The sequence below is a fragment of the Microbacterium sp. NPDC055502 genome (assembly GCF_053643635.1).
The window spans coordinates 449,072-462,781 of sequence record NZ_JBSHKJ010000002.1 but is presented as its reverse complement, the minus strand read 5'-3'; the positions used below and the strand labels follow the sequence as shown (position 1 = coordinate 462,781).

14 protein-coding genes are annotated in these 13,710 nt (G+C 69.4%); 7 read left to right on the top strand and 7 right to left on the bottom strand.

The genetic code is table 11. From position 1 onward, the window contains the following. Positions 1–3: 3 nt before the first annotated feature. Genes rimM through rpsP form a run of 3 tightly spaced genes read right to left on the bottom strand, consistent with a single transcriptional unit; the run spans position 4 to position 1,285 of the window. Positions 4–612, bottom strand: a complete 609-nt coding sequence (gene rimM / locus ACWH95_RS13215; RefSeq protein WP_136034591.1) for a ribosome maturation factor RimM — start codon at positions 610–612, stop codon at positions 4–6. Between the two features lies 1 nt (position 613). Then, positions 614–844 carry an RNA-binding protein gene (locus tag ACWH95_RS13210; RefSeq protein WP_136034588.1) on the bottom strand — a complete coding sequence of 77 codons (231 nt, stop codon included), beginning with the start codon at positions 842–844 and terminating at the stop codon, positions 614–616. A 6-nt stretch (positions 845–850) separates the two neighbouring features. Further along, positions 851–1,285 carry a 30S ribosomal protein S16 gene (rpsP, locus tag ACWH95_RS13205; protein WP_136037018.1) on the bottom strand — a complete coding sequence of 145 codons (435 nt, stop codon included), beginning with the start codon at positions 1,283–1,285 and terminating at the stop codon, positions 851–853. Positions 1,286–1,492: 207 nt separating this feature from the next. Between rpsP and ACWH95_RS13200 the strand changes: the two genes are divergently transcribed. Then, complete coding sequence (locus ACWH95_RS13200) at positions 1,493–2,644, top strand: glutamate--cysteine ligase (protein ID WP_136034584.1); 1,152 nt, start codon at positions 1,493–1,495, stop codon at positions 2,642–2,644. 15 nt (positions 2,645–2,659) lie between these two features. On the opposite strand, the gene ACWH95_RS13195 is transcribed toward ACWH95_RS13200, so the two are convergent. Next, positions 2,660–3,631 (bottom strand): sugar-binding transcriptional regulator, encoded by a 972-nt coding sequence (locus ACWH95_RS13195; protein ID WP_136034582.1) that lies wholly within the window; start codon positions 3,629–3,631, stop codon positions 2,660–2,662. Positions 3,632–3,734: 103 nt separating this feature from the next. On the opposite strand from ACWH95_RS13195, the gene ACWH95_RS13190 reads away from it, so the two are divergent. From ACWH95_RS13190 to glpK, 3 genes are all read left to right on the top strand, one after another. Beyond that, complete coding sequence (locus ACWH95_RS13190; RefSeq protein WP_378803660.1) at positions 3,735–5,444, top strand: glycerol-3-phosphate dehydrogenase/oxidase; 1,710 nt, start codon at positions 3,735–3,737, stop codon at positions 5,442–5,444. A 91-nt stretch (positions 5,445–5,535) separates the two neighbouring features. Then, positions 5,536–6,291, top strand: a complete 756-nt coding sequence (locus tag ACWH95_RS13185) for an MIP/aquaporin family protein (RefSeq protein WP_136034578.1) — start codon at positions 5,536–5,538, stop codon at positions 6,289–6,291. A 33-nt stretch (positions 6,292–6,324) separates the two neighbouring features. Next, positions 6,325–7,839, top strand: coding sequence for a glycerol kinase GlpK (glpK, locus tag ACWH95_RS13180; RefSeq protein ID WP_136034574.1), 1,515 nt, complete (start codon positions 6,325–6,327; stop codon positions 7,837–7,839). A 52-nt stretch (positions 7,840–7,891) separates the two neighbouring features. Here the strand turns inward: glpK and ACWH95_RS13175 are convergent, their stop codons facing one another. Then, positions 7,892–8,785: a LysR family transcriptional regulator gene (locus ACWH95_RS13175; protein WP_247638734.1), complete on the bottom strand. Its 894-nt coding sequence runs from the start codon at positions 8,783–8,785 to the stop codon at positions 7,892–7,894. A 78-nt stretch (positions 8,786–8,863) separates the two neighbouring features. Here ACWH95_RS13175 and ACWH95_RS13170 point away from each other — a divergent pair, with 78 nt between their 5' ends. Further along, on the top strand, positions 8,864–9,778 hold the full coding sequence (locus tag ACWH95_RS13170; protein ID WP_136034570.1) for an EamA family transporter: 915 nt from the start codon (positions 8,864–8,866) through the stop codon (positions 9,776–9,778). 3 nt (positions 9,779–9,781) lie between these two features. Here ACWH95_RS13170 and ffh read toward each other — a convergent pair whose 3' ends face one another. Together ffh and ACWH95_RS13160 are read right to left on the bottom strand one after the other, a co-directional pair. After that, positions 9,782–11,338 carry a signal recognition particle protein gene (gene ffh, locus ACWH95_RS13165; protein WP_136034568.1) on the bottom strand — a complete coding sequence of 519 codons (1,557 nt, stop codon included), beginning with the start codon at positions 11,336–11,338 and terminating at the stop codon, positions 9,782–9,784. A 36-nt stretch (positions 11,339–11,374) separates the two neighbouring features. Then, positions 11,375–11,962 carry a TetR/AcrR family transcriptional regulator gene (locus tag ACWH95_RS13160; RefSeq protein ID WP_136037014.1) on the bottom strand — a complete coding sequence of 196 codons (588 nt, stop codon included), beginning with the start codon at positions 11,960–11,962 and terminating at the stop codon, positions 11,375–11,377. Positions 11,963–12,055: 93 nt separating this feature from the next. Between ACWH95_RS13160 and lipB the strand changes: the two genes are divergently transcribed. Beyond that, positions 12,056–12,709, top strand: coding sequence for a lipoyl(octanoyl) transferase LipB (gene lipB, locus ACWH95_RS13155; protein WP_454120792.1), 654 nt, complete (start codon positions 12,056–12,058; stop codon positions 12,707–12,709). Continuing rightward, the gene (gene lipA, locus ACWH95_RS13150; RefSeq protein ID WP_454120791.1) at positions 12,706–13,695 is read left to right on the top strand and encodes a lipoyl synthase; all 990 of its coding nucleotides are present in this window, start codon (positions 12,706–12,708) and stop codon (positions 13,693–13,695) included. Before lipB ends, lipA begins: the two co-directional genes overlap by 4 nt. The last annotated feature ends 15 nt before the right edge of the window (positions 13,696–13,710 follow it).

Here is a 13,710-nt window from a genome sequence, read left to right as displayed (position 1 = left end):
GTATCAGCGCGATTCGGAAGCGTCGTCCGCCTCCGTCGACTCGTCCGCCTGGGCATCCTCCGAGTCGGGGAGTTCCTCGAACAGACCGGACGGCGGCGTCACGATGACGCGGCCGCCCGCGACATCGACGGTCGGCACGATCGCCTCGACGAACGGCACCATGATCTCCTGCTCGCCCGCCTTCACGATGAGGAGGTCCTGGGCGGGGAAGTGATCGACGCGGACGACGCGACCGACCACGGTCTCGTCGCGGACGACGTCGAGTCCGACCAGCTGGTGGTCGAACCAGGCGTTCTCCTCGACCTCGTCCTCGTCCTGATCGATCCAGAGGATCGCGCGCACGAGGCTCTCGGCGGCCGTGCGGTCGTCGACGTCGTCGAAGAACACGACCGGGTTCCCGTTCATCACGCGGTACTCGCGGACGGTGATCTCCTTGCCGTGCCACGGAGATGCCTCGGGCACCTGCAACGTGAACACGGCCCCCGGGGTGAATCGGCCCTCGGGGTTGTCGGTGTACAGCTCCAGCTTCAGGGCGCCCTTCAGCCCGTGCGCCTTGACGAGCCGTCCGACGCGAAGCTGGTTCCTGCCCTGGCTGCGGTCCTTCGCCACCACGTCAGTCGTCCGCGACGTCGACACGAACGCGACGCCCGTCCGCGAGAGCGCTGACGAGAGTGCGCAGGGCTTTGGCCGTGCGGCCGCCGCGCCCGATCACGCGTCCACGGTCGTCGGGGTGCACACGCACCTCGAGGAGGTCGCCTCGCGGCGAGGTGGATTCGGTGATGCGCACATCCTCCGGGTGATCGACGATCCCCTTGACGATGTGCTCGAGCGCGGCGGCAAGCACGATGGATTACTCGGCGTCGGCGGCGGGAGCCTCGGCGGCCTCCGCGTCGGCGTCAGCGGCGGGAGCCTCCTCAGCGGGAGCCTCCTTCTTCTCCGCCTTCGGCTTGATGACCGACTTCTTCGAGGAGTCGGCCTCGAACGCCGTCTTCTCCTCGGCGACCTTGAGCGTGGACTTCGCGTCCTTGTCGCCCTTGAAGATGCCCCAGTCGCCCGTGATCTTGAGGATGGCGGTGACCTGCTCGGTCGGCTGAGCGCCGACGGACAGCCAGTACTGCGCACGCTCGGAGTCGACCTCGATGAAGGAGGGCTCCTCGGTGGGGTGGTACTTGCCGATCTCCTCGATCACACGACCGTCGCGCTTGGTGCGCGAGTCGGCGACGACGATGCGGTAGTAAGGCGCGCGGATCTTGCCCAGGCGCTTGAGACGAATCTTGACAGACACGATTCTCCTGAATGGTGTGGAAGGAAACGAACCGATCGCCTGGAGAGTGGGGTGCACACCCGGCGGAAGCTCAATAGGGAGGACGAATGCTGGATAGAGGGTCGAGCACGTCGTCCGACCCTCTATTCTGCCAGATGCACCGGCCCCGCGCGAAACGCGGCGACACGGCGTGGCCGCGTGTCGGCGACGCCGTGTCAGACTGTGGTCGTGCAGCTCGACTTCGCCGCTTCGGCCCGCTCCACCGTCGGTCTCGAATGGGAGATCATGCTCGCCGATCCCGCGACCGGCGATCTGGTCGGCCGCGCGCCCGAGCTCCTCGCCGCGCTGGAAGCGGAGAGCGAGGACGAACGCCACACCGTGACCGGGGAGCTCCTCACGAACACGATCGAGGTCACGAGCGGCATCGGCGACTCGGTGGCCCACGCGGTCGACGACATCGCCAACGCCATCTCCGCGGTCCGGGCCTCCACCGACCCGGCGGGGATCGAGCTCCTCTCCGCCGGCAGCCACCCGTTCGCGCAATGGTTCGATCAGCAGGTGACGGACAAGACCCGGTATCACACCCTCATCGAGCGCACCCAGTGGTGGGGACGCAACATGATGATCTGGGGCATCCACGTGCACGTGGGCGTGGAGGACCAGCGCAAGGTGTTCCCGATCATCAACGCCCTGTCCGCCTACCTCCCCCACCTCCAGGCTCTGTCGGCGTCGAGCCCGTTCTGGGCCGGGGAGCGCACGGGATACGCCTCCAACCGCGCCCTGGTGTTCCAGCAGCTTCCGACCGCTGGGCTCCCCTGGCCGCTGCGCGACTGGGCACAGTTCGAGCGGTACCTCGACGACATGGTCCGCACGGGCGTCATGGCCGACGCGACCGAGGTGCGCTGGGACATCCGCCCCGCACCGCGCTGGGGCACAATCGAGGTGAGGGCGTGCGACGGGCTGTCCACGCTGTCCGAGATGGCCGCCGTCGCGGCTCTCGTGCAGGTGCTGGTCGAGCACTTCTCGCGGCTGCTGGACGAGGGCGCGGCGCTTCCGGAGCTTCCCGCCTGGTACCACCGGGAGAACAAGTGGCGCGCCGCCCGCTACGGCCTCGACGCTCGCGTGATCGTCGACGCGATCGGAACGCAGCGTCTCGTAGGAGATCATCTGGCGGAGAAGATCGAAGAGCTCGCCCCGGTCGCGGTCGAGCTCGGCTGCGGGCGGGAGTTCGCGAGCATCGGCGGCATCCTCGAGGGAGGCGCGAGCTATGCGCGTCAGTTGGCCGTCGCCGACGCGACGGACGGCGACCTCGCCGCGGTCGTGCAGCACCTGATCCGCGAGTTCCGCTCGGGGCCGGAGTCGTCGATCGACGGCGAGTGACGCCCCGTCGGCGGTTCAGTCCTCGATGAGCCGGCGCGCGAGGCCCTCGTCGAGCACGACGTCGGTGATGAGCTCCGCGGCGATCGCCGCCCGCAGGCTCGCGAGCTTCGGCACCCCGGACACGACGCACACCCGCCGGGGCACGCGCCGCAGGCGGTCGAGGCCCGGCCCGGTCGCCCTGGCGTTGACGCGGATGTCGCGCCACGAGCCGTCCGCGCGGAAGAACACGGTCGCGACGTCGCCGATCGCGTGATCCTCGCGGAGGCTCCGGTAGTCCTCACGCCCCAGATACCCGCCGACGTAGACGCGACTGGGGACCTCTGCCGCTGGCGAGCCGAGGCTGAACACCGCGATGTCCATCTTCGCCTGGAGGTCGAGCACCCGCCGTGTGCTGCGCTCCCGCCACATCGCCTCTCGCGTCGCGGGGTCGTCGAAGAACGCCGGGACCGGGAACTGCTGCACCTGCGCGCCGAACGCACTGCCGAAGCGCTGCAGGATGTCGCTGGAGTACTCCACACCGCTGGTCTGCGTGTTGCCGGCGCCGTTGAGCTGCACGAACGTGGTGTTGTGCGTCTCCTTCTGCGTGAGACCACGGCTGACGGCACTGATGGTCGATCCCCACGCCACGCCCACGATCATGTTGGAGTCGACGAACTGAGACAGGAGTCGTCCCGCCGTCAGGGCGACGCGCTCCAGCCGCTCCACCTCGCTCACGATCTCGGCCATCGGCACCACGTGTGCGACGACGCGGTGGCGATCGCGGATGCGCTGTTCGAGCATGCCGAGCCGTTCGAGCGGTGAGTTGATGCGGATGTCGACGAGTCCGCTCTCCCGCGCGAAGCTCAGCAGCCGTGAGACCGAGGACCGCGACGTGCCGAGCTCCGTGGCGATGACCTCCATGGTCTTGTCCTGCATGTAGTAGAGCTGAGCGGCGGTGAGCGCCGCGATCAGCTTGCTGTCGCGGGATTGCGCGCCGGAACCTGCCATGACTTCCTCCTGTCCTTCGATCCTTGCACATATGTGCAGCGGACTTGCGCGCCCACGTCAGACGGGTCGATGCTGGTGGCAAGCAAGGAAGAGAGGGTCGACGATGATCGATTCCACACACGCGTCCCCCGAGCGCGCGGACGTCCGCGCTGTCCGCGAGTCCGGACGCACCACCGTCCTCGTCATCGGCGGTGGCATCAACGGCATCTCCACGTTCCGCGACCTGGCGTTGCAGGGGGTCGATGTCCTCCTGGTCGAGCGCGGCGACTTCGCGTCCGGGGCCTCCGCCGCCTCCAGCCACATGATCCACGGGGGCATCCGCTACCTGGAGAACGGCGAGTTCCGCCTCGTCCGCGAGTCGGTGGAGGAGCGCAACGGTCTGCTCAAGATCGCGCCGCACTACGTCAAGCCGCTGCAGACCACGATCCCGATCTACTCGACGTTCTCGGGCATCCTCTCCGCGCCGCTCCGCTTCCTCACCCACAAGAGCGGCAAGCCGAAGGAGCGCGGAGCGTTCCTGATCAAGGTCGGCCTCACGATCTACGACACCTTCTCGCGCGACGGCGGCACCGTGCCGCGCCACCGCTTCCTCGGACGTAAGAAGTCGCTCGCTGAACTGCCGTCGCTCGACCCGGACATCAAGTACACCGCGACGTACTACGACGCCTCGATGCACGACCCGGAGCGGCTCGCCCTCGACGTGCTGCAGGACGGGCGCGCCGCGCACCCCGGCGCCGTGGCTCTCAACTACGTCGAGGCGGTCGGTCGCGACGGCGACAGCGTGCTGCTGCGCGACCGCGAGAGCGGCACCGAGTTCGTCGTGTCCGCCGACGTGATCGTCAACGCGTCCGGCCCCTGGACCGACCTCACCAACGAGGAGCTCGGCCTCCAGAGCCGTCTCATGGGCGGCACCAAGGGCTCGCACATCGTGCTGGACCACCCGGAGCTGCTGGACGCCACCCGCGGCCGCGAGATCTTCTTCGAGCACTCCGACGGCCGCATCGTGCTGATCTATCCGCTGAAGGGCCGCGTGCTCGTCGGCACCACGGACATCGACGCCGACCCGCGCGAGGTCCCGGTGTGCACCGAGGAGGAGATCGACTACTTCTTCGACCTCATCCACCACGTGTTCCCGACGATCTCGGTGACCCGCGAGCAGATCGTCTACAACTTCTCCGGCATCCGCCCGCTCCCCCGCCACGAGGACACGGCCCCCGGGTTCGTCTCGCGCGACTACCGGGTCGAGGTCGACCGCCAGGGCGCCGTCCCGCTGGTGAGCCTGGTCGGTGGCAAGTGGACCACGTTCCGCGCGCTCGGCGAATCGCTGTCCAACCAGGTGCTCGACCTCCTGGGTCGCACGCGCACGGTGTCGACCGCGGGTCGTGCCATCGGCGGCGGACGCGAGTTCCCGCGCACCGAGAAGGCCAAGCGCATCTGGATCCAGGAGAACCTGCCGGGCGCCGGAGCACGTGCCGAGCAGCTGCTGGCCCGTTACGGCACGCGGGCGGCCGAGGTCTGGGCGCACGTCGAGCAGGGACCGGACGCGCCCCTCGCCGGCGGCGACCTCTCCACACGGGAGCTCGAATGGATGGTGCAGAACGAGATGGTCGCACGGCTGGAGGACGTGATCCTGCGCCGCACCAGCATCGCCTTCACGGGCGGCGCCAACGCCGAGGTGCTCGACGAGATCGCTGAGGCGCTCGCTCCCCTCCTCGGCTGGGACCGCGAGCGGCACGATGCCGAAGTCGAGCAGACCCGCCTCCTCCTCAACGAACGACACGGACTCCACCTTCCGTCCCGCGCCCGCGGCTGACGGAAGTCCGACCACCGCCCTCCTCGCGGTGCTACCCCCATAGGGGGTCGGGGCAGAGGGGCCCCGACCCGTAAGAAAGGTCAATGAAGACATGACTGACGTCAATCTCGGTCTTTACTTCCTGTCCGAGCTCGTCGGCACGGCGATGCTGGTGCTGCTCGGCTGCGGTGTCGTCGCGAACGTCGCCCTGGCGAAGAACAAGGGCTTCGGTGGCGGCTTCCTGATGGTCAACTGGGGGTGGGGTCTCGCGGTGTTCGCCGGTGTCCTCGTCTCGGCCTACTCGGGCGCCATCCTGAACCCCGCCGTCGGCATCGGCCTGCTCGTCGCCGGCAAGATCGACTTCGCGATGTTCCTGACCGCGACCGGGGCGGAACTGCTCGGTGCGATCCTCGGTGCGATCGTCGTGTGGCTCGCCTACAAGCAGCACTTCGACGAGGAGCCCGAAGCGGCCAACAAGCTCGGCGTGTTCTCGACCGGCCCGGCCATCCGCTCCTACGGCTGGAACCTCGTCACCGAGATCATCGGTACGTTCGTGCTGGTGTTCGTGATCTTCGCGTTCGCCGACTACGGCGACATCGAGATCGGCACCCCCGGTGGCCTCGGCCCGCTCACGGCGCTTCCGGTCGCCCTGCTCGTGGTCGCGATCGGCGCCTCCCTCGGTGGCCCGACCGGCTACGCCATCAACCCCGCCCGTGACCTCGGCCCGCGCATCGCTCACGCCATCCTCCCGATCAAGGGCAAGGGCGCGAGCGACTGGTCCTACTCGTGGGTCCCGGTCGTCGGCCCGCTCATCGGTGGTGTCATCGCCGCCCTCGCGGCACCCGTTCTGCTCGGCCTCGCCGGCTGATCCCTACCCGCAAGCGAATTCAAAGGAGAACACATGGCTGACTACATCATCGCGATCGACCAGGGCACGACGTCGAGCCGCGCGATCATCTTCGACAAGAAGGGCAGCATCGTCGCCACCGGCCAGAAGGAGCACGAGCAGATCCTCCCGAAGGCTGGCTGGGTCGAGCACGACGCGGCGGAGATCTGGCGCAACGTGCAGGAGGTCATCGGACTGGCGCTCGGCCGTGCCGACCTGACCCGGCACGACATCGCCGCGGTCGGCATCACCAACCAGCGCGAGACCGCGGTGGTCTGGGACAAGACCACGGGCAAGCCGGTGTACAACGCGATCGTGTGGCAGGACACCCGCACGCAGGAGATCGTCGACCGTCTCGCAGCCGACGGTGGCGTCGAGCGCTTCAAGCCGGTCGTCGGCCTGCCGCTGGCGACCTACTTCTCCGGCACCAAGATCGCGTGGATCCTGGAGAACGTCGAGGGTGCGCGCGAGAAGGCCGAGGCGGGCGACCTGCTGTTCGGCACGACCGACTGCTGGGTGCTCTGGAACCTGACCGGCGGTGTGGACGGCGGCGTGCACGCCACCGACGTCACCAACGCCTCGCGCACGCTGTTCATGGATCTGGAGACGCTCGAGTGGCGCGACGACATCCTCGAGGTGTTCGGCGTGCCGCGGTCGATGATGCCGGAGATCCGCTCCTCCTCCGAGGTCTACGGCACCGCCGAGAGCTCGTCGCTGCTGCGCGAGACGCCGATCGCCGGGATCCTCGGCGACCAGCAGGCGGCGACCTTCGGTCAGGCGGCGTTCCAGAAGGGCGAGAGCAAGAACACCTACGGGACGGGCTGCTTCCTGATCTTCAACACGGGCGAGGAAGTCGTCCACTCGAAGAACGGGCTGCTCACGACCGTCGGGTACAAGCTCGGGGACCAGCCGACGCACTACGCGCTCGAAGGGTCGATCGCCGTGACGGGCTCGCTGATCCAGTGGCTCCGCGACCAGCTGGGGATCATCTCCTCGGCGCCCGAGGTCGAGAAGCTGGCGGAGCAGGTCGAGGACAACGGCGGCGTGTACATCGTCCCCGCGTTCTCCGGTCTGTTCGCGCCGTACTGGCGTCCGGACGCCCGCGGCGCGATCGTGGGTCTCACCCGCTACGCGAACAAGAACCACATCGCGCGCGCAGCGCTCGAAGCCGTCGCGTTCCAGACCCGCGACGTGCTCGATGCCGTCAACGCGGATGCGGGCGTGGACCTGAGCGAGCTCAAGGTCGACGGCGGCATGGTGGCCAACGACGCGCTCATGCAGTTCCAGGCCGACGTGCTCGGGGTCCCGGTCGTGCGCCCGGTCGTCGCCGAGACCACCGCGCTCGGTGCCGCCTACGCCGCCGGTCTCGCCGTCGGCTTCTGGAACGGGCTGGACGACCTCTCCGCCAACTGGCAGGAGGACAAGCGCTGGGAGCCGACGATGGACGACGCCGAGCGCGAGCGCCAGCTGCGGCTGTGGCGCAAGGCCGTCACCAAGTCGATGGACTGGGTCGACGAGGACGTGAAGTAGTCCGAGGAAGGATGAAGCGGGTCCGGGGTCTCCCCCGGGCCCGCTTCTCGTTTCACCCGCGCTCCGATTCCTGGTTCCGCATCCCGTCCAGGACGGCCAGCAGCGCCCGCGCCACGCCCCTCGGAGCCACGGCATCCCACGCGACGTATTCCGTCCGCTCGGGCCCGTCGCTCACCGCCACCGCGACCACACCTTCTGCGCCGTCGACCACCCCCGGGGCCAGAAGGGTCACGGCGAGCCCCGCCCTCACGAGTCCGAGAAGCAGCGGAGCGGTGTCGACCTCGAAGGCCACGTCCCGCTCGAGTCCTGCGGCGGTGAAGGCGGCGTCACTCTGCGCCCGACCCGATGTCCCGGCGGGGAAGTCCGCGAAGGCGCACCCGGCGAGATCGGCGAGCCGGAGCCGCCGCCGCGTCGCGAGCCCGTGGTCATGCGGCAGCACCGCGACCAGTCGCTGATGCTGTACCGCGCGAGACGCGACCCCCGCGGGTTCCAGGTCGCCGCGCAAGCCCAGCAGCGCGATGTCGAGGTCGTCGCGGCGGAGCGCGGCGATGAGCTCGTCGCTGTTGCCACCGCGCAGCTCCACCCGTGCCGCGGGATACGCCTCCCGGAACGCGCGCAGAAGCTCCGGCACCGAGATCGCTGTCACGGTGGGGATCGCGCCGAGGCGGAGCGTTCCGGTCACCTCGCCGGCAACCGCAGCGACGGCGTCCTTCGCCTGCTCGGCGGCGCGGACGGCGACCCGTGCATGCTCGAGGAACGCCTCGCCCGCCTCCGTGAGGCGCACACTGCGGCTCGATCGCGCGAACAGCCGATGGCCGAGCTCGCGCTCGAGCGCCGCCATCTGGTGGCTCAGCGCCGACTGCGTCACGAAGCACTGCTCCGCCGCGCGGGTGAAGCTCCCGGTCGCCGCGACCGCGACCACGTACCGCAGTTGCTGCAGATCCATCCGATCATGATCGCGCCTCATGGATAGGATGACAAGCCCGCGTTGGACTCATGCGCGGGAAGCCCCCACGCTGGAGCCATGAACAGATGGCGCATCGTGCTGCTGACCGCTCTGGCCCCGCTGTCGTGGGGCACGACCTACCTCGTCACGACCGAGCTCCTCCCTCCTGGCCACCCGCTGTTCGCGGGGCTGCTCCGCTCGCTCCCGGCGGGTCTCGTGGCCGTGCTTCTCGCTCGTCGCCTGCCGCGCGGCACGTGGTGGCCGAAGATGCTCGTGCTGGGCGCGCTCAACATCGGCGCGTTCTTCCCGTTGCTCTTCCTCGCCGCCGAGCGGCTGCCCGGCGGGGTCGCCGCCGCAGTCGCAGGGGCGCAGCCGCTCATCGTGCTGGTGCTGGGTGCCCTGGTGCTCCAGGAGCGGATCAGGGCGGTGTCCGCCGCGGCCGCCGTGACCGGAGCGGGCGGTGTCGCACTGGTCGTCCTCGGTCCGGCGGCGCAGCTCGACCTCTGGGGCGTGCTCGCGGCGCTCGGCGGCGTCACCGCGACGGGCCTCGGCATGATCCTCACCAAGCGCTGGGGCCGTCCGCGGGACATCGGCCCCGTGGTCTACGCCGGATGGCAGCTCACCGCGGGTGGTCTGCTCCTGCTTCCCGTGACCCTCGCCGTGGAGGGCGTGCCGTCGTCCATCGACGGGGCCGCAGCGCTCGGCTACCTCTGGCTGGGTACGGTCGGGGGCATCGTCGCCTACACCCTCTGGTTCCGGGGCATCCAGCAGTTGCCGGTGATCGCGCCCGGCCTGCTCGCCCTGCTCTCGCCGCTCGTGGCCGCCCTGCTGGGCGTCATCGTCCTCGGGGAGAGCTTCACCGCGGTTCAGGGCGTCGGACTGGCCCTCGCTCTGGGTGCGCTCGTGGTGGGACAGCTGACGGCGCGGCCACGGCGAACACCGACGACGCCGACGATCGGCGAGGAGCCACCGGTGCCGGCGGCACGCGCCTGAGGATCAGCTCTTGCCGAAGAGCTTCTGGATCTCGGCGAGATCCGCCTCGGTGGGCGCAGGAGCTCCGCCGAGACCGAAGCCCGAGCCGTTCGCGGAGGCGGATGCTGCCAGGCCAGCGTTCTCGGCCGCCCGCTTGGCGGGGTTACCCGAGCGCGAGCGTCCCTGAGACCCCTTGCCCTTCTTGCCGCGCTTGGACGATGCTCCCGGCTTGCCCATGCCGGGCACGGGACCCATGCCGGGGATGTTCGGCGTGCCACCGCGCGCGACCGTCTTCATCATCTTCGCCGCCTGGTCGAAACGCTGCACCAGCTGGTTCACGTCGGTCACGGTCATGCCGGAGCCCCGGGCGATGCGCAGACGACGCGACCCGTTCAAGATCTTGGGGTTACGCCGCTCCCCCGGCGTCATCGAGCGGATGATCGCCTCGGTGCGATCGATCTCCCGCTCGTCGAAGTCCTCCAGCTGCTGCTTCATCTGGCCCATGCCCGGCAGCATGCCGAGCATCTTCTTCATCGAGCCCATCTTCTTCATCTGCTGCAGCTGCTCGAGGAAGTCCTCCAGCGTGAAGGCCTCGTTGGCGAGCTTCTCGGCGACCTTCAGCGCCTCTTCCTCGTCGAACGCCTGCTGCGCCTGCTCGATCAGGGTCAGGATGTCGCCGAGGTCGAGGATGCGGCTCGCCATGCGGTCGGGGTGGAACGGCTCGAGGTCTTCGAGGCGCTCACCGGTCGAGGCGAAGATGATCGGCCGGCCGGTGACGGAGGCGACCGAGAGCGCCGCACCACCGCGGGCGTCACCGTCGAGCTTCGACAGGACGACGCCGGTGAAGTCGACGCCCTCCTGGAAGGCCTTCGCCGTGTTGACCGCATCCTGACCGATCATCGCGTCGATGACGAACAGCACCTCGTCCGGGTCGACCGCCTTGCGGATGTCGGCGGCCTGCTTCATCAGCTCGGCGTCGACACCGAGGCGTCCGGCGGTGTCGATGATCACCACGTCATGCTGCTGGCGACGGGCGTGCTCCACGCCGTCGCGCGACACCTTGACCGGATCGCCGACGCCGTTGCCCGGCTCGGGTGCGTACACGGTCGCACCGGCCTGCTCCGCGACGACCTGCAGCTGGTTGACGGCATTCGGACGCTGCAGGTCGGCGGCGACCAGGAGCGGGGTGTGCCCCTCCCCCTCCAGCTGCTTCGCGAGCTTGCCGGCGAACGTCGTCTTTCCGGAGCCCTGGAGCCCGGCGAGCATGATGACGGTCGGCGCCGTCTTGGCGAACTGCAGACGACGCTGTTCCCCGCCGAGGATCTGCACGAGCTCCTCGTTCACGATCTGCACGACCTGCTGGGCGGGGTTCAGCGCCTTGTTGACCTCGTCGCCGAGCGCGCGCTCGCGCACCTTCGCCGTGAAGTCCTTGACGACCGCAAGAGCGACGTCCGCGTCGAGCAGCGCGCGACGGATCTCGCGCACGGTGCCGTCGACGTCGGCGGCGGTGAGCTTCCCCTTCGTGCGGAGGTTGCGGAAGGTCTCGGTGAGACGGTCGGAGAGCGTTCCAAAGGTAGCCATGGTGCTCCCGATTCTACGCGAGCGCCGACGACTCGCTCAGCCGGACCACGGGAGGTCGTGGATCGCGCCGAGGGCGTCGTCGAGCACGGCCTGCGGGGTTCCGAGCCCCGCGCCCTGCTCGGCCCACACGCGCAACGCGGAGAACACGGCGGCCGCGAGGGCTGCGCCGAGGATGTCCGCCCTGATCGCGTCGACGCCGGAGCCACGGGCCGCGGTGGCGATCGCCTCCGACAGCCGCGCCAGGCGCACCCCGGTGTCGCGGACGAGTTCATCCTGCAGTCCCATCGCGCCGGCGTTGCGCAGAGCGAGCGCGAGCGGGTCCGGCGCGAAGTCCCGCACGATGCCCCGCAGGATCCCGCGCACGGCGTCGCCGTCCGCCTCGCGCCCGAGGCCCTGCAGGCGTTTGACGGCCTCCTCGATGCGCTCGTCCACGGCGGACCACAGCACGTCGCTCTTGGAGGTGAAGTAGTTGAAGAAGCTGGAGCGGCTCACCCCGGCGCGCTGCGTGATGTCGGCGACCGACGTGGCGTCGTACCCGCGCTCCAGGAACAGCTCGCACGCCGCCTCCGCGAGCGTCTCGCGCGACGACGCCTTGGGGCGGCCAGCGCGGCCGGTGGAGTTCATACCCTCACGCTACCGCGCGCGGCGAGTCGCGCTCGGGCGTCACAACAGGGCGTATTCTTAGACGCAATCCAACTATTTCGGAGGCGAGACTTCATGCTCGACATCCTCACCCCCGGGTTCTCCCCGACCCCCGTGCCGTACCTCGACGGCTGGGACCTGCAGCGCCGCGTGCACGCCGATGTGCTCTCCGGCGCGCGTCCGGACACGCTGATCCTGCTCGAACACGAGGCCGTCTACACGGCGGGCAAGCGCACCGAGCCGCACGAGCGACCGCAGGACGGCACCCCCGTGGTCGACGTCGACCGCGGCGGCAAGATCACCTGGCACGGCCCGGGGCAGCTGGTCGGTTACCCGATCGTCCGCCTCCCTGAGCCCATGGATGTCGTCGCGCACGTGCGCCGGCTCGAGCATCTGCTGATCGACGTCCTGCGACCGTTCGGCGTCGACGGCTACCAGGTGCCCGGTCGCAGCGGGGTGTGGGTTCGCCGCCCCCTCTCCGAGGACAAGGTCGCCGCCATCGGGGTGCGCGTGCAGCAGGGCGTGACCATGCACGGCTTCGCCATCAACTGCGCCAACTCGCTCGCACCGTTCCGCGACATCATCCCGTGCGGCATCACCGACGCCGGTGTGACCACGGTCAGCGAGGTCTCCGGGGCCGTCGTCGGACCCCGCGACCTCGTGGACGCCGTCCGCGCCGCCTTCCTCGCCGAATACACCGACATCGCACGGACGGGAGTCCCCGCATGACCGCCGCCCCCGAGGGCCGGAAGCTCCTCCGACTCGAGATCCGCAACGCCGAGACCCCCATCGAGCGCAAGCCCGAGTGGATCCGCACCAAGGCCAAGATGGGTCCGGAGTACACCGCCCTCCACTCGCTCGTGAAGAGCGAAGACCTCCACACCGTGTGCCAGGAAGCGGGCTGTCCCAACATCTTCGAGTGCTGGGAGGACCGCGAGGCGACCTTCCTGATCGGCGGATCCCAGTGCACTCGGCGCTGCGACTTCTGTCAGATCGACACCGGCAAGCCCGCGGACTACGACACCGACGAGCCACGCCGCGTCGCCGAGAGCGTCGTGCGCATGAACCTCCGCTACGCCACCGTCACGTGCGTCGCCCGCGACGACCTTCCCGACGGCGGTGCCTGGCTCAACGCAGAGACCGTCCGCCAGATCCATCGCCTCAACCCGAACACCGGCGTCGAACTGCTCGCCACCGACTTCAACGGCGACCCGGATCAGCTCGGTGTCGTGTTCGAGTCCCGGCCCGAGGTGTTCGCCCACAACGTCGAGACCGTCCCGCGCATCTTCAAGCGCATCCGGCCGGCCTTCCGCTACGAGCGCTCGCTGGGAGTGCTGACCCAGGCGCGCGACGCGGGACTCATCACCAAGTCGAACCTGATCCTGGGCATGGGCGAGGAGCCGGAGGAGGTCGTGCAGGCCCTGCAGGATCTTCACGACGCCGGCTGCGACATCATCACCATCACGCAGTACCTGCGGCCGTCGCCGCGGCACCTCCCCGTCGCCCGCTGGGTGAAGCCGGCCGAGTTCGTCGAGTTCAAGGAGGAGGCGGAGCGTATCGGCTTCCTCGGGGTGCTCGCCGGACCGCTGGTGCGCTCCTCGTATCGTGCCGGACGCCTCTGGGCGCAGTCCATGGTCTCGAAGGGGCGGGAGATCCCGCCGCACCTCGCGCACATCGCCGAGGGCGCCGACGTCGGGTTCGCCCAGGCCGTGTGATCCGCGGGGTGAGCG